This is a genomic window from Luteimonas yanweni, assembly GCF_039548475.1.
GTDB lineage: Bacteria > Pseudomonadota > Gammaproteobacteria > Xanthomonadales > Xanthomonadaceae > Luteimonas.
In genome coordinates, this window is record NZ_JBCLVC010000014.1 from 393073 (window position 1) to 413259 (window position 20187).

The following is a 20187-nucleotide window of genomic DNA, read 5'->3' on the forward strand; positions in this document are numbered from 1 at the left end:
CCAGCCGGGGCAACCCGCCATGACGACCCGACAGAAACGCATTCCATGATTACCGACCGCAGTCCCCGCACACTTCGCCATGCGCTCCGCGCGCTTCCGCCGATCGCGCTGCTGGCGCTTGCCGCCTGCGCATCCGCGCCGCCGCCGCTGCCCGTGCAGTCTCTCACCGGGGCCACGCCGGAACAGATGGTCGCCGGCATCCGTGCGGTCGCGGGCGACGGCGAGGGCGAGCTCAACGTGCAGCCGTTGCGCGATCCGGGCGTGGAGGACCTGCGGCTGGACGCGGAGCGCCTGCAGCAGCAGGGCTACCACGCCGATGCGGCGGCCGCGCTGGACCAGGCGATCGCACTCGTGACAGACGACCCGGCCCTGCTCCAGGAGCGCGCCGAGGCGGCCCTGCTGATGTCTGACTTCACGCGTGCCGGCGAGCTGGCCGCGCAGGCGCAGGCCCTGGGCTCGGGGGTCGGGCCCCTCTGCCGCCGCCACTGGGCCACGCTGGAGCAGGTGCGCCTGGTGCAGGGCGATGCGGAAGGTGCGGCCGCGGCGAAAGCCGCGATCGAGGCCTGCCGGGTGGCGCCGCCCCAGCGCTGGTGAGCTGCGGCGCTGGTGGCATGCAACGCCAGGCGGCGGCATCCCCGACGCCCGCGTCGGCCATCGGACGAGCCCGCTGGCGGGTGTTTGCGGCGATCATGACGACCTGATGAGCCTTCCCGACGACTCCAACGACGCCACGGCTGCCGCTGTCGCCGGCGCTTCGGTCGACCCTGCCGCGGCCGTTGCGGCTGGATCCGCCGATGGCGCCCGGAGCGAACCCGCGCTCGCCCGCGACAGCCGCGACGCACTGTCCCCCGGCGGGCCACTGGCCGAGGTGATCCCGGGCTTCCGCCCGCGCCAAGCGCAGCAGGACCTCTCGGCGGCGGTGGCCTCGGCCTTCGACGACCGTGCCGTGCTGCTGGCCGAGGCGGGCACCGGCACCGGCAAGACCTTCGCCTACCTGGTGCCGGCGCTGCTGTCGCGGCGCAAGACCATCATCTCCACCGGCACCCGCGCGCTGCAGGACCAGCTCTACCACCGCGACCTGCCGAGGGTGCGCGACGCGCTCGGTACCGGGCTGCGGACGTCGCTGCTGAAGGGCCGCGCCAACTACCTCTGCCGCCACCGGCTGGAGCGCGCGCGCGGCGAGAACCGCTTCCAGACGCCGGCGCAGGCCGATCATTTCCAGCGCATCCTGGCCTGGAGCGGGCGCACGCGGATGGGTGACATGGCCGAGCTCGAGTCGCTGCCCGACGACTCGCCGCTGCTGCCACTGGTGACCTCCACCGCCGACAACTGCCTGGGCACCGAATGCCCGTTCTGGGGCGACTGCTTCGTGGTCCAGGCACGGCAGCGCGCGCAGGAGGCCGACGTGGTGGTGGTCAACCACCACCTGTTGCTGGCCGACCTCGCACTCAAGCAGGAAGGGTTCGGTGAGATCCTGCCGGGTGCCGAAGCCTTCGTGGTCGACGAAGCCCACCAGCTACCGGAGCTCGCCGCGCAGTTCTTCGGCGAGGGCCTGTCCGCGCGCCCGCTGGTCGAGCTGGCGCGCGACGCGATCGCCGAGTCCCGCGACGTTGCCGGCGCGCTGGCGACGCTGCAGGAGCCCGCGCGGGCGCTGGAGCAGGCCACCCGCCTGCTGCGCGCCGCCATGGACGTCCTCCCTGCACGCGGCACGCGGCCGCAGCTGCTGGCGGTACCCGAGGTGGCGGATGCGCTGGACGCGCTGGACGCCGCGCTGCTGGCGCTGGCGGATGCGCTGGCGCCGCTGTGCGCCGCCGCGCCCGGACTGGAAGCCTGCCAGCTGCGCGCGCGTGACCACCGTGGGCGGCTGGGGCGCTGGCGCGATATCGACGGGCCGGCGGAGGATCCCGACCTGGATCCCCGCACGGGCGAAGTCGTCGATCCGGTGTCAGGGCGCAGGCTCGGGGTCGAGGCGCCGCTGGCCGCGGCCATCGCCGATGCCGTTGCAGGGGCTGATGGGGAATCCACGAAAGCAGCCGTGCCGTTGCACCCGGTGGTTCGCGACGACGACGTGCGCTGGTACGAACTCTCTCCGCGCGGCTTCCGCCTGCAGCGCACGCCGCTTGATGTCTCCGGGCCGCTGCGCGCGCATCGCGAACAATCACGCGCAGCCTGGGTGTTCACCTCGGCGACGCTGACCGTGGAGGAGCGCTTCGAGCACGTGTCACGGCGGCTGGGTCTCTACGAGCCGCGCACCCTGCTGGTGCCCAGCCCATTCGACTGGGCCAGCCAGGCGCTGGCCTACCTGCCGCCGGGCCTGCCGGAGCCGTCGGCGCGCGATTACACCACCGCGATCGTCGCCGCGGTCCGCCCGGTCCTGGAGGCGTCCGCCGGGCGCGCGTTCCTGCTGTTCGCCTCCCACCGCGCGCTGCGCGAAGCGGCCGAGGCGCTGCGCGGCGCACCCTGGCCGCTGTTCGTGCAGGGTGAAGCGCCGCGGCACGTGCTGCTGCAGCGCTTCCGCGAGTCGGGCAATGGCGTGCTGCTCGGCTCGGCCAGCTTCCGCGAGGGAGTCGATGTCGCCGGCGGTGCGCTGAGCGTGGTGGTGATCGACAAGCTGCCCTTCGCGTCGCCCGACGACCCCGTGTTCGAGGCACGGCTGGAAGCGATCCGTCGCGCCGGTGGCAATCCCTTCCGCGACGAGCAGGTGCCGCAGGCGGTGATCGCGCTCAAGCAGGGCGTGGGCCGCCTGATCCGCACCGAGACCGACCGCGGCGTGCTGGTGCTCTGTGACCCGCGCCTGCTGGGCAAGGGTTACGGGCGTCGCTTCCTGGATTCGCTGCCGCCGTTCCCGCGCACCCGCGACGTCGCCGACGCGGTGGCGTTCTTCGACGAAGGCTGAGATCACCGCAGGCACGTGGGCCCGATGTCACTGTGGGAGCGGCCACGGCCGCGATCGGCGCTTTAGCGGTCCGACGCCGGCGGCGATTTGCCGACGCGGTAACCTGTTGCCCCCCGTCGACTACCGCTCGCACATGCGCCTGCTCGCCATCGAGACCTCCACCGAAGCCTGCTCCGTCGCCGTGATGGTCGATGGCGCGGTCAGCGAGCGCTTCGAGATCGCGCCGCGGCGGCATGCGGAGCTGGTGCTGCCCTGGGCCGAAACCCTGCTGGCGGAAGCCAGGCTGCGGCGCGCGGACCTGGATGCCATCGCCGTCAGCCGCGGTCCCGGTGCGTTCACCGGCGTGCGCCTGGGCATCTCGATCGCCCAGGGCATCGCACTGGCGCTGGATCGCCCGCTGGTCGCGGTGTCGACGCTGGCGGTGCTGGCGTCGGGTGGGCTGCGGACCCAGCGGGAAGCCTGCCGGGATGCGCTCGATCACGCGGCAGGTGTCGATGCAGATTCCGATGCCGATGTCCCCGACGTCGAAGCGTTGCCGGGTGGCTTCATCCTCGCCGCGATCGATGCGCGCATGGGCGAGGTCTATGCCGGTTCTTTCGTGCGCGACGGCGACGGCCTGCGCGCGCTGGATCGCGAGGTGGTGGCCGCGCCCGATGTCGTCGAGCTGCCGCCCGGTGGATCCTGGCACGGCGTCGGCGTCGGCGTCGGCGTCGGCACCGGCTTCGCGGCGGCCGACGGCGCGCTGGCGCGCCGGCTTGGCGATCGTCTCGCGTCGATCGACGCAAGGGCCCTGCCGCGCGCTGCCGACCTCGCGCGGCTTGCCGCGCTGGCGCTCGCCGAAGGCGGCGGGATCGCGCCGGAGCTGGTCGAGCCCGCGTATCTGCGCAACAACGTCGCGCTCACCCTGGCCGAGCAGGTCGCCGCGCGCGAACGTCGCGGCTGAAGCCTCAGTCGTCCACCAGCTCGCCGCCGGGCAGGAAGTTCCAGGTGCGGGTGACGTGCAGGACGTCGATCGCCTCGTCGGTCTGCGGCAGCGGCGGGTAGGGCTCGGCCAGGCGGGCGATGCGCAGCGCGGCGTCGTCGAGCAGGCGCACGCCACTCGACTGGATCACCTCGGCGCGCTCCACCGAGCCGTCGCGACGGATCGCCACGCTGATCACCAGCGTCCCGGACAGCTGGCGGCGTCGGGCTTCGTCCGGATAGTTGAGGTTGCCGACGCGCTCCACGCGGTCGACCCAAGCGCGCAGGTAGGTGGCGTAGACCCATTCCTGGGTGCTCGCGGAGACGAACTTGCGCTTGGGACGCTTGGCGTAGCGCTCTGACTGGAGGTGGATCTCGGCGGCCAGCCGGGCCATCGCCAGGTCGTGGTCGATCTTTTCCGGACCGCGTGGCAGCGGCAGCGCGTCGCTGCGCGGCGTGGCCAGGGGCGCCGGCGCCGCGTCCTCGCCATGGCGGCTGGCGATGACGCGTGTCTCGGGCGGTGGCGCGACGTCCGGCGACTGGGCGCGCGCGGCGCGCTGGGCGATGCCGGCCTCTTCGTTCGGCAGTTGGCCGGCCTGCGGGTCGCGAGGCCGCCGGCTGGCGTCGTCCTCGCCGCCGCCCTGGTTGCTGGCCTGGGCCAGGAAGTCGGCCTGGGCCTGGGTCAGCGGGCTGGTGGTGCGGGTCAGGATGACGTCGAGGGTGGGCAGCACCGGCGCCGCGTCCTCGAGCGCGAAGCCGATCCCGAGCACGAGCATCCCGTGCAGCAGCAGCGACAGCACCAGGGTCGCGGCCAGCCGTTCGCGCTCGCCGACGCCGCCGGGCGCCGCCATCGTGCTCACTGCGGCGCGCCGGCCCCGGCCGGCATCAGGCGTCGGCGCGCGGCTGGCCGCGCTCGATGGCGTCGAACAGCAGGCCGGCGATGTTGAGGCCGAACCCGGCGTCGAGCTCGCGGATGCAGGTGGGGCTGGTGACGTTGACCTCGGTCAGCCAGTCGCCGATCACGTCCAGGCCGACGAAGCGCATGCCGCGGCGGACCATCTCCGGACCCACCTGCGCCGCGATCCAGCGATCGCGCTCGCTCAGCGGGCGGCCTTCGCCGCGGCCGCCGGCTGCGAGGTTGCCGCGGAACTCGTCGCCCTGCGGGATGCGGGCCAGGCAGTAGTCCACCGGCACGCCGTCGATCAGCAGGATGCGCTTGTCGCCCTCGGTGATCTCCGGCAGGTAGCGCTGGGCCATGGCCAGATGGCGGCCGCCGTCGGTCAGGGTTTCAAGGATCACGTTGAGGTTGGATTCGCCGGCCGCGGCGCGGAAGATCGAACGCCCGCCCATGCCGTCCAGCGGCTTCAGCACGGCCTGGCCGTGTTCGCCCACGAAGGCCTTGAGCGCGGCCGCTTCGCGACTGACCAGGGTCGGCGGGCAGCACTGCGGGAACAGCAGCGCGGCGAGCTTCTCGTTGAGGTCGCGCAGCCCGCGGGGGTCGTTGACCACGTTGGCGCCGGCCAGTCGCGCGATGTCCAGGATCTGGGTGTCGTGGATGTAGTTGGCGTCGACCGGCGGGTCGGTGCGCATCAGCACCACGTCGTTCGCACCGAAATCGCGATGTGACGCGGCTCCCAGTCCGAACCAGTCCGAGGGGTCGTCGCGCACGGTGAGCGGGGCCGCGAGCGCCCGCGCGCGCCCGCCCTCCATCGACAGCCCGCCCGGAAACACGTAGTGCAGCCGGTGGCCGCGCCGCTGGGCCTCGAGGAGCATGGCGAAGGTTGAATCCTTGGCGACCTGGATCGACCCGATCGGGTCCATCACGACAACGACATCAAGAGGCATGGTGGCCATCCGCGGCAGTTACTGACAAATGTTATCAGCTGCGTGGGGCCCCCTGCGCCGATAAGCTGATGCCGCGCGCAATCCGCTCATATCGTGCTTGACACTGCAGCGGTGTGCTGGAAGATTGGATGTTCGCAATGGCGCCGGGCAATCGGCCGCCATGCACCGGGGAGACACGATGACGCAGGACCAAACCCGCGCTGGCAGCCTCGACGGCCTGCGCGTGATGGTGATCGATGACTCGAAGACCATCCGCCGCACCGCGGAGACGTTGCTGCGCCGGGAGGGCGCCGACGTCGTGACCGCGACCGACGGCTTCGAAGCGCTGGCCAAGATCGCCGACCAGCGGCCGCAGATCATCTTCGTCGACATCATGATGCCGCGCCTGGATGGCTACCAGACCTGCGCGCTGATCAAGAACAACCAGCTGTTCAAGCAGACACCCGTGATCATGCTGTCCTCGAAGGACGGCCTGTTCGACAAGGCGCGTGGCCGCATCGTCGGCTCCGAGCAGTACGTCACCAAACCTTTCACGCGCGAGGAACTCCTCGACGCGATCCGAACGCACGTCAACACCTGACCGGGGGGACAGGTACACCATGGCAAAGATCCTGCTGATCGAGGACTCGCCGACAGACACCGCGGTCCTGACCCAGCTCCTCGAGCGCAACGGGCACGAAGTGCTTGCCTGCGGCAATGCCGAAGACGGCATCGAGGTCGCGCGGCGCGAGTTGCCGGCGCTGGTGCTGATGGACGTCGTGCTGCCGGGCATGAACGGCTTCCAGGCCACCCGGGCGCTGTCGCGCGACGAGGCCACAACCGCCATCCCGGTGCTGATCGTCAGCACCAAGGGCATGGAGACCGACAAAGCCTGGGGCATGCGCCAGGGGGCCAGGGGCTACATCGTCAAGCCGCCGGTCGAAAGCGAGCTGGTCGAGCGCATCAACGCGCTGCTGGGCGGCTGACATGGCTCGACGCGACACCCGGCCGCGCCCGCCGGCGCCCTTCGAGGTCCTCGCGGGCTTCGAGCGGCGCAGCCTCGCGCACGTGGTCGGCCTGCCCGAGCAGCTCGATGCGCCGGGCCTGTGGCGCGGCGTGGGCTACCGCGTCGGGCCGCGCCTGCTGGCCTCGGGCTTCGACGAAGTGGTGGAGATCCTGCCGCTGCCGCAGCTCACGCCGGTGCCGGGCGCGCAGCCCTGGATGCTCGGCGTGGCCAACATCCGCGGCAACCTGCTTCCGGTGGTCGACCTGCGCCTGTTCCTCGAGGGCGAGCGCACGGTGCTGCACGAGGGCCAGCGCGTGCTGGTGGTGCGCCAGCCCGGCGGCAACGTCGCGGTGACCATCGACGAACTGTTCGGCCAGCGCAGCTTCCTGGAAGAGCAGCAGTCGAACCACGAGGTCCTTGCCGAGGGCCGCTATTCCGGTTTCATCGATCGCGCCTACAAGGTGGGCGGCAATGCGTGGGGAGTGTTCAGCCTGGACAGGCTGTCCCGCACGCCCGAATTCAGACAAGCAGCGGCGTGATGCCGCATCAGACAGGCCAGGGGTACACCATGAGCAACGTGATCGACAACGAGACCGGCAAGGGTCGCAGCATCGGCGCCAGGGTCTGGATCTGGCTCCTGGTGGCCGCGCTGCTGGTATTCGCAGGCAACACCATCTACGCCATGACCAAGGCCTCGCGCCTGGGCGGTGCCAGCACCGCGGCGTCCAGCCTGCAGGTGAACTCGCAGCGCCTGGCCATCCAGGGCCGGGAAGCGGTCGACGGCAGCAGCGCGTCGTACACCGCGTTCAAGGCCACCAAGGCCGCGATCGACGGCGACATCCAGCAGCTGATCGGAAACTTCGGCGACACGCCCGACGTCGCCGGCGAGATCCGCGCCGTGGCCGCCACCTGGGAGCCCCTTGCAGCCAACGCCGAGCAGGTCATCGCGAGCGAGGCCGCCGTGGTCGCCTTCGCAGGCAATGCCGAGCGCTTCACCCAGGCCGTGCCGCAGCTGCAGGCGCAGCTGGACGAAGTGGTGCGCGCGATGTCCGCCAGTGGCTCGCCGTCCTCGCAGATCTACATCGCGCTGCGCGAAGTGGTGCTGGCCTCGACCATGGCCCGCCGCGTGACCGAGATCCAGGCGGGTGGTCCGGGTGCATCGCTTGCCGGCGACGCCCTGGCGCGCGATGCGGGCGTGTTCGAGCAGGTGCTGGCCGGCCTGCGTTCGAGCGACGAAGCGATGAACGTGCAGGCGCTGTCGAACGCCGCGGCCCTGGCCGCGCTTGACCAGGCGTCGTCGCAGTGGGAGGAAATGAAGAAGGACCTGGACGCGATCCTGTCCAGCTCGCAGAACCTGTTCGGCGCGCAGAACGCGGCCGCCTCGTTGACCACGGGCTCCGACAAGCTGCTTGACGACAGCGAGACCCTGTTCCAGTCGCTGACCACCTTCGGCTCGCTCAACGACACCTCGATCCTCGGCAACATCTGGATTTCGATCGCCTTCCTCGCCTTGGCCGCGCTGGCCCTGGTCGGCCTTATGCGCGAGCTGAGCCGCGACCGCCGCGAGCGCTACGAAACCACGATGGAGCTCAACAACCGCAACCAGGAGGCGATCATGCGCCTGCTGGACGAAATGGGTTCGCTCGCGGAAGGCGACCTGACCGTGAAGGCCACGGTCACCGAGGACATGACCGGCGCCATCGCCGACTCCATCAACTTCGCCGTCGAACAGCTGCGCAGCCTGGTGCAGACCATCACCGACACCTCGGTGCAGGTGGCGTCCAGCGCGCAGGAAACGCAGGCCACCGCCATGCACCTGGCCGAGGCCGCCGAGCACCAGGCGCAGGAGATCAGCTCCGCCTCCGACCGCATCAACGAGATGGCGCAGTCCATCAACCAGGTCTCGCGAAATTCCGCCGAATCGGCCGACGTGGCGCAGCGCTCTGTGCAGATCGCGACCAAGGGCGCGGGCGTGGTGCGCGAGACGATCGCCGGCATGGACTCGATCCGCGACCAGATCCAGGAAACCTCCAAGCGCATCAAGCGCCTGGGCGAGAGCTCGCAGGAGATCGGCTCGATCGTCGAGCTCATCAACGACATCTCGGAACAGACCAACATCCTGGCGCTGAACGCGGCGATCCAGGCGGCCTCGGCCGGTGAAGCGGGCCGCGGCTTCGCGGTGGTGGCCGACGAAGTGCAGCGACTCGCGGAACGCGCCTCCAATGCGACCAAGCGCATCGAGACCCTGGTCGAGACCATTCAGTCCGATACCAACGAAGCCGTCAGCTCGATGGAGCAGACGACCTCCGAGGTGGTCGCCGGTGCGCGCCTCGCCGAGGACGCCGGTACGGCGCTGGGCGAGATCGAAAGCGTCTCGACCAGCCTGGCGGCACTCATCGAAGGCATCTCCGGGGCCTCGCAGCAGCAGTCCGCGGCGGCGTCGAACATCACCGAGACCATGAACACCATCCAGTCGATCACCGCGCAGACCTCGCAGGGCGCCAACCAGACCGCCGAGTCGATCGGCAACCTGGCCCAGCTCGCGGCCGACCTGCGCCGTTCGGTCGCCGACTTCAAGCTGCCGGCCTGAAGCGCAGACCGATGACCGCACTGCGCGACGCGATCGACTACACCACGCTCGGCTGGGTCAAGCCGGAGCTCGACGAGACCCTGCGCCAGGCGCGGATCGAGATCGAGGACTTCGCCGCCGATCCCACCGACACCAGCCGGATGCGCTTCTGCGCTGGCTACCTGCACCAGGTGCAGGGCACGCTGCGCATGGTCGAGCTGTACGCGCCGGCGATGGTGGCCGAGGAAATGGAGCGCCTGGCCCAGGCGCTGCAGGACGGCGCCGTGGCCGACCGCGACGCCGCCTGCGCGATGCTCATGCGTGGCGTCGTGCTGCTGCCCGACTATCTGGAGCGCCTGCAGAGCGGCCACAAGGACATCCCGATCGTCCTGCTGCCGCTGCTCAACGACCTGCGCGCGGCGCGCGGCGAGACCGGACTGTCGGAAAGCGTGCTGTTCGCACCGGACCTGCAGCGCCCACTCCCGGGCGATCTGGCGCCCGTGGCCGTCGCCAACGATCCGATGCCCGTGCGCAACGCACGCGCCCAGCCGCTGCTGGCCGACCTGCGCGCGGCGATGGCGGCGTGGCCGGAGGAGGGCGCCGGGAGCGGCGCGCTGGCAGCGGCGCTTGACGCCCTGCTGGCCCATGTCCAGGCCGAGCCGGCGCGCCGCATGCTCTGGGTGGCGGCCTCCGTGGCCAGGGCCACCGCCGACGGCGCGCTGGAGGTGACCCCGGCGCTGCGCCAGGCCTTCGCCAGCGTCGAACGCGAGTCGCGCCGCCTGTTCGAGGACGATGGCTTCGGCATCCCGCGCGCGGAAGCGTCGCTCGAGCCGACGCGCCAGCTGCTGTACCACGCCGCCCACGCGAGCGCTGACCACGCCGACCTGCGCGCGCTGCACGACACCTTCGAGCTGCAGGCGCAGCTCCCGACCGACTCCGAGATCAGCCACGCCCAGGGCAGCATGACCGGCCGCAACCGGGCCCTGCTCGACACCGTGGCCGCGGCCGTCAAGGAAGACCTGCTCCGGGTCAAGGACGCGCTCGACCTCCACCTGCGCACCGGCGAAACCGACCTCGAGCGCCTGGTGCCGCAGGTCGAGGCCCTCGGCCGCGTCGGCGACACGCTGGGCATGCTTGGCCTGGGCATCGCCCGCGGCGTGGTCGAACAGCAGCGCGAAGCGATGGCCGAGATCGCCGAAGGCCGGCGCCCCGCCGACGAGGGAACGCTGCTCGACGTCGCCGGCGCACTGCTCTACGTCGACGCCACCCTTGACGACCAGGTCGCGCGCCTTGGCGCCGGCGACCAGGATGCGCCCGTACAGGGTGATCTTGCCGCCGGCGAGGCGGACAAGGTGCTCGACGTGCTCGCGCGCGAGGCGATCGCCAACTTCGCCGACGCACGCCAGGCCTTCGTCGCCTTCATCGAGACCGGCTGGGACCACGGCGAGCTGGCCGAAGTGCCGCGCCTGCTGCGCGAGGTCGCCGGCGCTTTGGAGATGCTGGAACTGCCGCAGCCGGCGGCCTACCTGGCCGGCGTGCGCCGCTACATCGAAGACGAACTGATCGACAGCCGGCGCGTGCCCAACGGCCGCCAGCTCGACACCTTCGCCGACGCGCTGGCCAGCCTCGAGTACTACCTCGAAGCCCTGCGCGAGAACCGTTTCAACCGCGAAGAAATCCTCGACGTCAGCCGCCACAGCCTGGAAGCCCTCGGCTATTGGCCGCTACCCGCCGAGCGGACGCCGGAGCAGGCGAATGCGGGGCAGGCCGCGGCCGACGGGCCGCTGGTGAGCGACGCCGACATCGAACGGACCGTGGCCGCGCTCATCGACCGCGCACCGGCGCCGGACGCCGCCGCCGATGCACCTGGCGTGCCCGATGCCGTCGCGGCGCCGTCCGTCGCCGCGCCTGCGCCCGCGGGCAGCGGTGGCTTCGAGGCCACGGGCGACGAGATCGACGACGAGATCCGCGAAGTCTTCCTCGAAGAGTTCGCCGAGGAGATCGACAACCTCGACCAGCTGCTGCCGATGTGGCGGGCGCAGCCCGACGACCTCGAGCGCCTGCGCCCGATCCGCCGTGTCTTCCACACGCTGAAGGGCAGCGGCCGGCTGGTCGGCGCGCGCACGCTGGGCGAGTTCAGCTGGAAGGTCGAGAACATGCTCAATCGCGTGCTCGATGGCACGCGTCCGGCCAGTCCCGCCGTGGTGGCCATGGTCGACCAGGCGTTCTACACCCTGCCCGAGCTGCAGGCCGCGCTGCGCGGCGACGGTGCCGTGCTGTCCGACCTCGACCGCATGCAGGCGTCCGCCGAGCGCATTGCCGCGGGCGATGAAAACATGCCCGAGGAAGCCATGGTCCGCGCGCCCGTCGCGCCGGCGACCATGGACGCCGAGCAGGGCGCCGGCGCGACGGCCGTGCTGGCCGATGCCGGCGATGCTGCCGGTCACGCGGATCACGCGCGTGGGGCGCCAGTGGGCGGCGATACCGTTGCCGACGCGGGGGATGCCGAAGCAGGCGATCCGGCGATCGTGGATGCAAGCGCCGACGTGCCATTCGAGATGGTTCCGGCATCGGTCGACGCGCTCCTGCTTGAAATCCTGGATGCGGAAGTCGCAGGGCACCTGATCACGGTCGATGCGTGGGTGGAACGCGCAACGGCGGGCGAAACCCCGGCGTCGGAAGGATTGCTGCGCGCGCTGCACACGATGAACGGCGCCTTCGCGATGACCGAAGTGCCCACGGTGGCGCAAGCGCTGACGCCGGGCGAGGCCTATGTGCGCCGCCTGCTCGCGACCGGCGCGCCGGTTCCCGTCGACGGCGTGGCCGCGATCGGCGAACTCGCCGGCGTGGCGCGCGCGGCCATCGTCGGCCTGCAGTCCACGCGTCCGGAAGTCCCGGTGGCGGTTGCGCTGGCCGCCAGGCTCGCCGCGCTGCGTGACGGTCTTCCGCCCCCGGCCCCGATGGATGCCGGAGCGCTGGATGCAGGCATCGACGCAGATGCGGATGTGCATGACCCGGCCACCCCGACCCTGGTGGACGTCGATCTCAGCGCATACGCCGGCTTCGCCGATGCCGCTGCGGAGGAATCGCAGGATGCCGGGCGCGCCGACGCGGAGCGGCTTGAGGGGGGGCGTGTCGAAGCCGAGCGACTCGAAGCCGAACGACTTGAGGCAGAGCGACTCGAGGCAGAGCGACTCGAGGCAGAGCGACTCGAGGCAGAGCGACTCGAGGCAGAGCGACTCGAGGCAGAGCGACTCGAGGCGGAGCGACTCGAGGCAGAGCGACTCGAAGCAGAGCGACTCGAAGCAGAGCGACTCGAAGCAGAGCGACTCGAAGCAGAGCGACTCGAAGCGGAACGACTCGAAGCAGAGCGACTCGAAACAGAGCGACTCGAAGCGGAACGTCTCGAAGCAGAACGACTCGAAACAGAGCGACTCGAAGCGGAACGTCTCGAAGCAGAACGACTCGAAGCGGAACGTCTCGAAGCGGAACGTCTCGAAGCCGAGCGCGCGGGCGCCGATCGCGCCGAACTGGAGCGAGCCGAGGCCGAGCGCCTCGCCATGGAACGTGCCGCTGCGGAACTCGCGGAAGCCGAGCGCCTGGAAGCGGAACGCCTCGAGGCCGAACGCATCGAGCTGGCCGAACTCGAAGCGCAGATACTGGAGCTCGAGCGTCTCGACGCAGAGCGTGCCGAAGCAGAGCGTGTTGAAGCAGCGCGCCTCGAAGCCGAACGCGCCGAAGCCGAACGCGTCGAAGCAGAGCGCCTCGAAGCCGAGCGTCTCGAAGCCGAACGTCTCGAAACCGAGCGTGTCGAAGCCGAGCGTGTCGAAGCCGAGCGTGTCGAAGCCGAGCGCATCGAAGCTGAACGCATCGAAGCCGAACGCGTTGAAGCGGAACGCCTCGAGGCTGAGCGGATCGAAGCCGAACGCGTTGAAGCCGAACGCGTCGAAGCGGAGCGCATCGAGGCCGAGCGCCTCGAAACGGAACGCATCGAGACGGAACGCCTCGAAACGGAGCGTCTTGAAGCCGAACGGATCGAAGCAGCACGCCTCGAAGCCGAGCGCATGGACGCGGAGCGTGTGGCCACCGCCGCGAGCACCGCGATGCTGGCCGCGATCCCCGTCGAGGACGACCCGGACGCCGAGTTCGACTTCAGCGGCCTGGACTCCGAGCTCGTCGACATCTTCGTGGAGGAGGGCCGAGACCTCCTCGATCACTCCGATGGCCTGCTGGCCAGACTGCGCGAGTCGGCCGACGACCGCGAGTCCCTGGTCGGCCTGCAGCGCGACCTGCACACGCTCAAGGGCGGCGCGCGCATGGCCGGCGTGTTCGCCATCGGCGAGCTCGGGCATTCGATGGAGTCGCTTCTGGAAGCGGTTTCGGAGCAGCGCTTCGATCTCGCGCGTGGCGACGTTCCGCTGCTCGAGCGTGGCTTCGACCGCCTGCACGCCATGGTCACCCGCGTTGGCGAACGTCGCGCGATCAGTGCCTCGCAGGGTCTGATCGACGCCTTCGACGCCCGCGCGCGCGGCGAGGAGCTGGCGGATGCCGGCGCCCTGTCCGGCAAGCGCGTCGCCGCGCCGGCGGTGGTGTTGTCGCCGCTCACCGCGCCGGTCGTCGATGCACTCCACGCCGATGACGACGACATCACCATTCGCGCGCCCCAGGAGCAGGTGCGCATCCGCGCCGACCTGCTCGATCGCCTGGTGAACTACGCCGGCGAAGTGGCGATCTACCGTGCGCGCCTCGAGCAGCAGCTGGGCGCGTTCCGCGGCGCGATGGGCGAGATGGAGCAGACGAACATGCGTCTGCGCGACCAGCTGCGCCGGCTCGACATCGAGACCGAGGCGCAGATCATCGCCCGCTACCAGCGCGAGCAGGATTCGGCCGATCCCACCTTCGATCCGCTCGAGCTCGATCGCTTCTCGAACCTGCAGCAGCTCTCGCGCGCGCTGGGCGAGTCCGCGGCCGACCTTTCGAGCCTGCAAGGCACGCTCGACGACCTGACGCGCCAGTACGAAACCCTGCTGCTGCAGCAGTCGCGCGTCAGCTCCGACCTGCAGGAAGGCCTCATGCGCACGCGCATGGTGCCGTTCGACTCGCTTGTCCCGCGCCTGCGCCGCGTGGTCCGCCAGGCCGCCACCGAAACCGGCAAGCACGCACAGCTCAAGCTGGATGGCGCGCAGGGCGAGCTCGACCGCAACGTGCTCGAGCGCATGACCGCGCCGCTGGAACACATGCTGCGAAACGCCGTGGCCCACGGCCTGGAGAAGCCGCGCAAGCGTCGCGACGACGGCAAGCCCGACGAAGGCTCGGTGCGCATTTCGGTGCGACGCGAGGGTTCGGAAGTCGTGCTGGAGGTCGCCGACGACGGCGCCGGCCTCGACCGCGCCGCCATCCGCCGCCGCGGCATCGAGCGCGGCCTGATCCGCGAGGACGCGGCGCTGATCGACAGCGACCTCGACACGCTGATCTTCCAGCCCGGCTTCTCCACCGCCGACGAGGTCAGCCGCCTGGCCGGCCGCGGCGTCGGCATGGACGTGGTCGCGAGCGAGGTCCGCCAGCTTGGCGGAGCGCTCGACATCGCCAGCGAGCGGGGCAAGGGCACCACCTTCACCATGCGCCTGCCGCAGACGCTGGCCGTGACCCAGGCGGTGTTCGTGAAGATCGGCGAGACCAGTTTCGCCGTACCGATCGCATCCGTCCGCGGCGTCGGCCGCATCTCGCGCGGGGAGTTCGAGCAGGCCGGGGCGAGCTATGCCTACGGCGGCGAGGACTACGCGGTGCACGACCTCGGTGGCCTGGTCGGCCATGCGGCGGCACGCGCCGAAGGCCACCTGCAGATGCCGCTGCTGCTGATCCGCTCCGGCGAGCTGCGCGTGGCGGTGGCCATCGACCAGATCCTCGGCAACCGCGAGATCGTGGTGAAGCCGGTCGGCCCGCAGGTCGCGTCGGTGCCGGGCATCTTCGGCGCCACCATCATGGGCGACGGCAGCGTGGTCGTGATCCTGGACATCGCGCCGCTGGTGCGCCGCCAGCAGGTGGCGCAGCCCCGGGACGTAGCCCCGGTGGATGCGTCCGAGCGCCGCCGCGTGCCCCTGGTCATCGTGGTCGACGACTCGATCACGATGCGCAAGGTCACCGGCCGCGTGCTGGAGCGCAACAACTTCGAGGTCGCGACCGCGCGGGACGGCATCGACGCGCTGGAGCGGATGGTCGACCGGGTGCCGGACCTGATGCTGCTCGACATCGAAATGCCGCGCATGGACGGCTACGAGCTCGCGACGGCGATGAAGGCCGATCCGCGGCTGCGCAACGTGCCGATCATCATGATCACCTCGCGGACCGGCGAGAAGCACCGCCAGCGCGCCTTCGAGATCGGCGTCGAGCGCTACCTCGGCAAGCCGTACCAGGAGAACGAATTGCTGCGCAACGTGCATGACCTGTTGAAGCTCCAGCGCGATGGCTGACCAGGGCGCGACCCCCGTGCGGGTGCTGCTGCTCGCGCGCGCCGGCGAAGCCCGGCAGCGGCTGGAGTCCGCGATCGGCGAAGCCGGCGCGGAGCTTGTCGCGGCCGTGGACCCGGGCGAGGGCGACCCGTCCGCGACCATCGCCCTGGCGCCGGCCGCGGTGCTCGTGGCGCTCGAGCCCGCGATCGAGGAATCACTCGAAGGTTACGAGGCACTGCTGTCGGATCCCGCCGTGCTGGTGATGTTCGACGAGGCCGACGTGGCCGCGCAGCGCGACGGCTGGGACGCGGCGCGCTGGGTCAGGCACCTTGCCGCCAAGCTCAATGGCCACCAGGACGTGCTGCCTCCGGGCGCGGGATCCGACGACGCCGTGCATCCCGCGCCGGGCCGGCTCCCGGAGCAGAGCTTCGACCCGGCCAGCGTGGACATCGACGCGCTCGCCGACACCGCGCTCGACCTCGCGGCCGACGTGCCACGCGCGGAAGGCTTCGAGTCGCCGCCGCCGGCCCTGGACGAACCGGGCGCGGATGGCGCGGACGCGGACGCGGCTACCGGTCTCGACGCAGATGCCGCGGCGGACAGGGCCACCGACGACGATGGCGACGCCGCGGGCGAGCTGAGCGTCAGCGGCCTGGTGTCCGCCGAAGACATGGACTGGTCCGCGTCGTCGGACAGCTACGCTGCGTCGCTGGCGGAAGACCCCGCCCTTGCGGAGCTGCTGGCCTCCGCCTCCGCCTCCACGGCGGCCGCGGACGACGACGCTGCAAACGGATCCACGGGCGAGGCCATGGACCTTGCCGACGACTTCGATGTCGACTTCGACGCAACGACTGCCGGCGACATGCCGGGCGATGACGCCGATGCGACCGTCGACGCCCGGTCCGGCGCGGACGCCGCCGCCCCGGCGGTTGATCCGCTTTCCCTCGGCGACGGCCTGTCGCTGGCCGACGACGACGCGCCGATCGCGCTCCCCGCGCGTGGCGGTGACGCCGTCGATCTCGAAGCGCTCGCCTCGCGCCTGGACGGCCTGTCCCTGGCTGACCCGGACAGCTATGGGCACGGCGTGCTGCGCGGCGCAGTGCTGGTCGAGGCGGGCCTCGGCGGCCCCGACGCCGTGCGCCAGCTGCTTGGCGGCCTGGGCGCGGAATTCGCGCGCGCGGTGCTGGTCCGGCTGCAGCTCGACGGCGGGCGCTACGAGCGCCTGGTCCAGCAGATGCAGCGCGCCACGGCGCTGCCGGTCAAGCTTGCCGAAGCGGGTGCCATGGCCGAGCCGGGCACCGTGTATTTCCTGCCTCCCGACATCGCGGTCGCGCGCGATCGCGCCCGCCTCGTGTTCGCGACGGTGTCGGATGGCGCACTCGACCATTACGATTCCCTGGCCGCCGGCGACAGCGCCCTGGTGTTCCTGAGCGGGGCAGCCGTGGACCGCGTCGACGCCGCGATGGCCCTGGCCGCCGATGGCGCCCTGGTGCTCGCGCAGGCGCCGGCCAGCTGTTACGACGGCCTCGCGGTCGACGCCCTGGTCGCCCGCGGCGCGCAGGCCGCGGAGCCCGGCGAGCTGGCGCAGTCACTGCTTGATCGTTGGCCCTGATGAGGATCCGCCCATGACGTCACCCGCCATCCAGGACATCCGCGGCGTGCTGATGCAGGTCGAGGGCGCGCGCCTGCTGCTGCCCAACGCCACGATCGCCGAAGTGCTGTCCTATGCCGAACCCGAGCCCGTGGCCGACGCGCCGGACTGGCTGCTGGGGCGCATCCGCTGGCGCGGCTGGCAGCTGCCGCTGGCCTCGTTCTCGCGCCTGGCCGGGATCGCCGAGGACGTCGGCGGGCTCGGCAGCAAGGTCGTGGTGCTCAAGGCATTGGGCGGCGATGCCCACCTGCCTTACGTGGCGCTGCTGACCAAGGGCTTTCCGCGCCTGGTGACGGTGTCGCGCGATGCGCTGGTCGCCGATGCGGGCGACGGCGACGCCCGTGCCGGCGCGCCCGGGTTGCCCCTGGGCGTGCTGATGCGCGTGATGCTCAATGACGAAGCCGCGCTGCTGCCCGACGTGGATGCGATCGAAGGTGCGATCCGCGGGGCGCTGGCGGCCTGAGCCCGGGCCTCAGCCCAGGTCGCCGAACGCGGCCTGCAGGGCGCTGATCGCGGCGATGCCCGCGGTTTCGGTGCGCAGGATCCGCGGTCCCAGGCGCAGTCCGGAAAACCCGGCCCCGGCCAGCACGGCGCGGTCGCGCGGAGACCAGCCGCCCTCGGGTCCGATGGCGACCACCACGGCGCGTCCGCCCGGATCGGCGAGGTTGCGTACCGCGTCGCCTGCACCCGGGTCGAGGGTGAGCCTGGCGGCGTCGTGCGGAAGCGTGGCCACGGCTCCCGCCAGCGCCACTGGCGGCCCCACCTGCGGCAGCGTCGCACGCCCGCTCTGGCCGCAGGCCGCCGCGACCACGCCCTGCCAGTGGGCCAGGCGCTTCGCCGCGCGCGCATCGTCGAGGCGGACCTCGGTCCGGTCGCTGTTGACCGGTACGAAGGCGGCGACGCCGAGCTCGGTCGCCTTCTGCAGGATCCAGTCCATCTTCTCGCCGCGCGCCACGCCCTGCAGCAGCGTGATCCGCAGCGGCGACTCGTTGTCGACCGGTTGCGCCGACAGCACGTCCACTTCGCCGCCGCGCTTGCCGGTGGCGGTGACGCGGCAGTCGTAGTCGAAGCCGTCGCCGTTGAACAGCACGCAGCCGTCGCCGACGCCGAGCCGCAGCACGCGCAGGAGATGCGCGGCCGCGGCCTCCGGCAGTACCACCTTGGCGCCGACAGCCAGGGGTTGGTCCACATACTCACGGTTCTGGCGCATGACTTACCTTTTTTGCCGTGGATTGACGCGGATGACGCGGATGACGCCGATGACGCCGATGACGCCGATGACGCGGATCGTACCGAGGCAGGATTGCTGCCAGGCCCCCATCTGGAGAATTCCTGTCCGGCGCGTGGTGCCTGCACTGGCATCGGCCGGCTCCGTGTGATCCGCGTCGATCCGTGCTTATGTTTTCCCCGTCGCCTCGATGATCACGGCCTCGGTCGTCCCTGCCAGCAGCGCAAGCTGGGCGTCGTCTATGCAGTACGGCGGCATCCAGTAGAGGATGTCGCCCAGCGGGCGCAGCATGACGCCGCGCTCGAGCGCGGCGCGGTAGGCGCGCAGGCCGATCCGCTGGGCGGGATCGAACGGCGTGGCGCGATCGCCGTCGCGGGTCAGTTCGAAGGCGACCACCATCCCCGCCTGCCTGACCTGGGCCACGTGCGGCAGGGCGGCCATCGCGGCGGCGGCGTCGGCCATCTTCGCCGCGGTCACACGGTTGCGTGCGATCACGTCGTCGGATTCGAAGATGTCCAGCGTTGCCAGGGCGGCGGCGCAGGCCAGCGGATTGCCGGTGTAGCTGTGTGAATGCAGGAAGGCGCGTTCGCGGGAATCGTCGAGAAAGCCGTCGTAGACCGACTGCGTGGCCAGCACCGCGGCCAAGGGCAGGAAGCCGCCGGTGAGGCCCTTGGAGACGCACATCAGGTCGGGCATGACGCCGGCCTGCTCGAAGGCGAACATGGTGCCGGTGCGGCCGAAGCCGGTGGCGATCTCGTCGGCGATCAGGAACACGCCGTGCACGTCGCAGAGTTCGCGCGCGCGCCTGAGATACACCGGGTGGTGCATGCGCATGCCGCCGGCGCACTGCAGCAGCGGCTCGAGGATCAGCGCGCAGACTTCGCCGGGATGCTCGTCCAGCAGGCGCGCCAGGGCGTCGGCGGCCTCTTCGGCGCAGGCCTCGTCCGACTGGCCCGGGCGTGCGTTCCAGGCATCGGGCGAGGGCGTGAACATCGCTTCCACCAGCAGCGGCGCGTAGACCCGGCGGTACAGCGGGATGTCGCCGACCGAGAGCGCACCGATGGTCTCGCCGTGGTAGCCGTTGGACAGCGCCACGAATTTCGTGCGCCGCGGCTCGTCGCCGCGGTTGCGATACCACTGGAAGGCCATCTTCAGCGCCACCTCGACGCCGGCCGAGCCGTTGTCGGCATAGAACACCTTGGCCAGCGGGTCGCGGCCGGGCTGGCGCGGGGCGATCGCGAGCAGGCGCTCGGCCAGCTCGACCGCGCCTTCGTGGGTGGCGCCGGCAAGGATCACGTGCTCGAGCCTGCGCGCCTGGCGCGCGATCGCCTCGGCGATGCGCGGCTCGGCGTGGCCGTGGATGTTGGTCCACCAGCTGCTGACCGCATCCAGCGTGCGGCGGCCGTCGTGGCCGACCAGCCAGGCGCCGTCGCCGCGGGCAACGCTCAGCAGCGGCATGGTGTCGGGATGTTCCCGCATCTGCGTGCAGGGGTGCCAGACGACGGCGAGGTCGCGGGATCGCCAGTCGCCGCCCTCGGCTAGAATGGCGGGATCGTGCAAAGACTTGTCGGACATCCCTGCATTATCGCCCCTCGGGCCCCAGG

The 20187-nt window shown here is 71.2% G+C and carries 14 protein-coding genes and 2 pseudogenes; 11 read left to right on the forward strand and 5 right to left on the reverse strand.

Annotation, left to right across the window (positions count from 1 at the left end):
• Positions 1 to 45: 45 nt before the first annotated feature.
• From WCE39_RS11945 to tsaB, 3 genes are all read left to right on the forward strand, one after another.
• Positions 46 to 594 (forward strand): hypothetical protein, encoded by a 549-nt coding sequence (locus WCE39_RS11945; RefSeq protein ID WP_343276892.1) that lies wholly within the window; start codon positions 46 to 48, stop codon positions 592 to 594.
• A 106-nt stretch (positions 595 to 700) separates the two neighbouring features.
• Entirely contained in the window at positions 701 to 2896 is a 2196-nt protein-coding gene (locus WCE39_RS11950) for an ATP-dependent DNA helicase (protein ID WP_343276893.1), read from the forward strand.
• A gap of 133 nt (positions 2897 to 3029) precedes the next feature.
• Positions 3030 to 3839 (forward strand): tRNA (adenosine(37)-N6)-threonylcarbamoyltransferase complex dimerization subunit type 1 TsaB, encoded by an 810-nt coding sequence (tsaB, locus tag WCE39_RS11955; protein ID WP_343276990.1) that lies wholly within the window; start codon positions 3030 to 3032, stop codon positions 3837 to 3839.
• A 4-nt stretch (positions 3840 to 3843) separates the two neighbouring features.
• On the opposite strand, the gene WCE39_RS11960 is transcribed toward tsaB, so the two are convergent.
• A complete protein-coding gene (locus WCE39_RS11960; protein ID WP_343276894.1) occupies positions 3844 to 4716 on the reverse strand; it encodes an energy transducer TonB in 873 nt (290 codons plus the stop codon).
• 25 nt (positions 4717 to 4741) lie between these two features.
• Entirely contained in the window at positions 4742 to 5701 is a 960-nt protein-coding gene (gene gshB / locus WCE39_RS11965) for a glutathione synthase (RefSeq protein ID WP_343276895.1), read from the reverse strand.
• 178 nt (positions 5702 to 5879) lie between these two features.
• Here gshB and pilG point away from each other — a divergent pair, with 178 nt between their 5' ends.
• The 5 genes and pseudogenes from pilG to WCE39_RS14310 form a co-directional block, all read left to right on the forward strand.
• The gene (gene pilG / locus WCE39_RS11970; protein ID WP_343276896.1) at positions 5880 to 6281 is read left to right on the forward strand and encodes a twitching motility response regulator PilG; all 402 of its coding nucleotides are present in this window, start codon (positions 5880 to 5882) and stop codon (positions 6279 to 6281) included.
• A 19-nt stretch (positions 6282 to 6300) separates the two neighbouring features.
• Positions 6301 to 6666 carry a response regulator transcription factor gene (locus tag WCE39_RS11975; RefSeq protein ID WP_343276897.1) on the forward strand — a complete coding sequence of 122 codons (366 nt, stop codon included), beginning with the start codon at positions 6301 to 6303 and terminating at the stop codon, positions 6664 to 6666.
• 1 nt (position 6667) lies between these two features.
• The gene (locus WCE39_RS11980) at positions 6668 to 7225 is read left to right on the forward strand and encodes a chemotaxis protein CheW (RefSeq protein ID WP_343276898.1); all 558 of its coding nucleotides are present in this window, start codon (positions 6668 to 6670) and stop codon (positions 7223 to 7225) included.
• A gap of 29 nt (positions 7226 to 7254) precedes the next feature.
• Entirely contained in the window at positions 7255 to 9276 is a 2022-nt protein-coding gene (locus tag WCE39_RS11985; RefSeq protein ID WP_343276899.1) for a methyl-accepting chemotaxis protein, read from the forward strand.
• A gap of 11 nt (positions 9277 to 9287) precedes the next feature.
• Positions 9288 to 11477: pseudogene (locus WCE39_RS14310) on the forward strand (Hpt domain-containing protein); the annotation flags it as partial.
• Between the two features lie 823 nt (positions 11478 to 12300).
• Here the strand turns inward: WCE39_RS14310 and WCE39_RS14315 are convergent.
• Positions 12301 to 13302 carry a pentapeptide repeat-containing protein gene (locus WCE39_RS14315; RefSeq protein WP_452299596.1) on the reverse strand — a complete coding sequence of 334 codons (1002 nt, stop codon included), beginning with the start codon at positions 13300 to 13302 and terminating at the stop codon, positions 12301 to 12303.
• Positions 13303 to 13436: 134 nt separating this feature from the next.
• Here WCE39_RS14315 and WCE39_RS14320 point away from each other — a divergent pair.
• From WCE39_RS14320 to WCE39_RS12000, 3 genes and pseudogenes are all read left to right on the forward strand, one after another.
• Positions 13437 to 15725 (forward strand): annotated as a pseudogene (locus WCE39_RS14320) (response regulator); the annotation flags it as partial.
• Positions 15718 to 17316, forward strand: a complete 1599-nt coding sequence (locus WCE39_RS11995; protein WP_343276901.1) for a chemotaxis protein CheB — start codon at positions 15718 to 15720, stop codon at positions 17314 to 17316. The pseudogene WCE39_RS14320 and the gene WCE39_RS11995, both read left to right, overlap by 8 nt.
• Positions 17317 to 17329: 13 nt before the next feature.
• Positions 17330 to 17818: a chemotaxis protein CheW gene (locus tag WCE39_RS12000; RefSeq protein ID WP_343276902.1), complete on the forward strand. Its 489-nt coding sequence runs from the start codon at positions 17330 to 17332 to the stop codon at positions 17816 to 17818.
• Positions 17819 to 17827: 9 nt separating this feature from the next.
• On the opposite strand, the gene WCE39_RS12005 is transcribed toward WCE39_RS12000, so the two are convergent.
• Positions 17828 to 18565 carry a 16S rRNA (uracil(1498)-N(3))-methyltransferase gene (locus WCE39_RS12005; protein WP_343276903.1) on the reverse strand — a complete coding sequence of 246 codons (738 nt, stop codon included), beginning with the start codon at positions 18563 to 18565 and terminating at the stop codon, positions 17828 to 17830.
• Positions 18566 to 18751: 186 nt separating this feature from the next.
• Entirely contained in the window at positions 18752 to 20158 is a 1407-nt protein-coding gene (bioA, locus tag WCE39_RS12010) for an adenosylmethionine--8-amino-7-oxononanoate transaminase (RefSeq protein ID WP_343276904.1), read from the reverse strand.
• Positions 20159 to 20187: the final 29 nt, after the last annotated feature.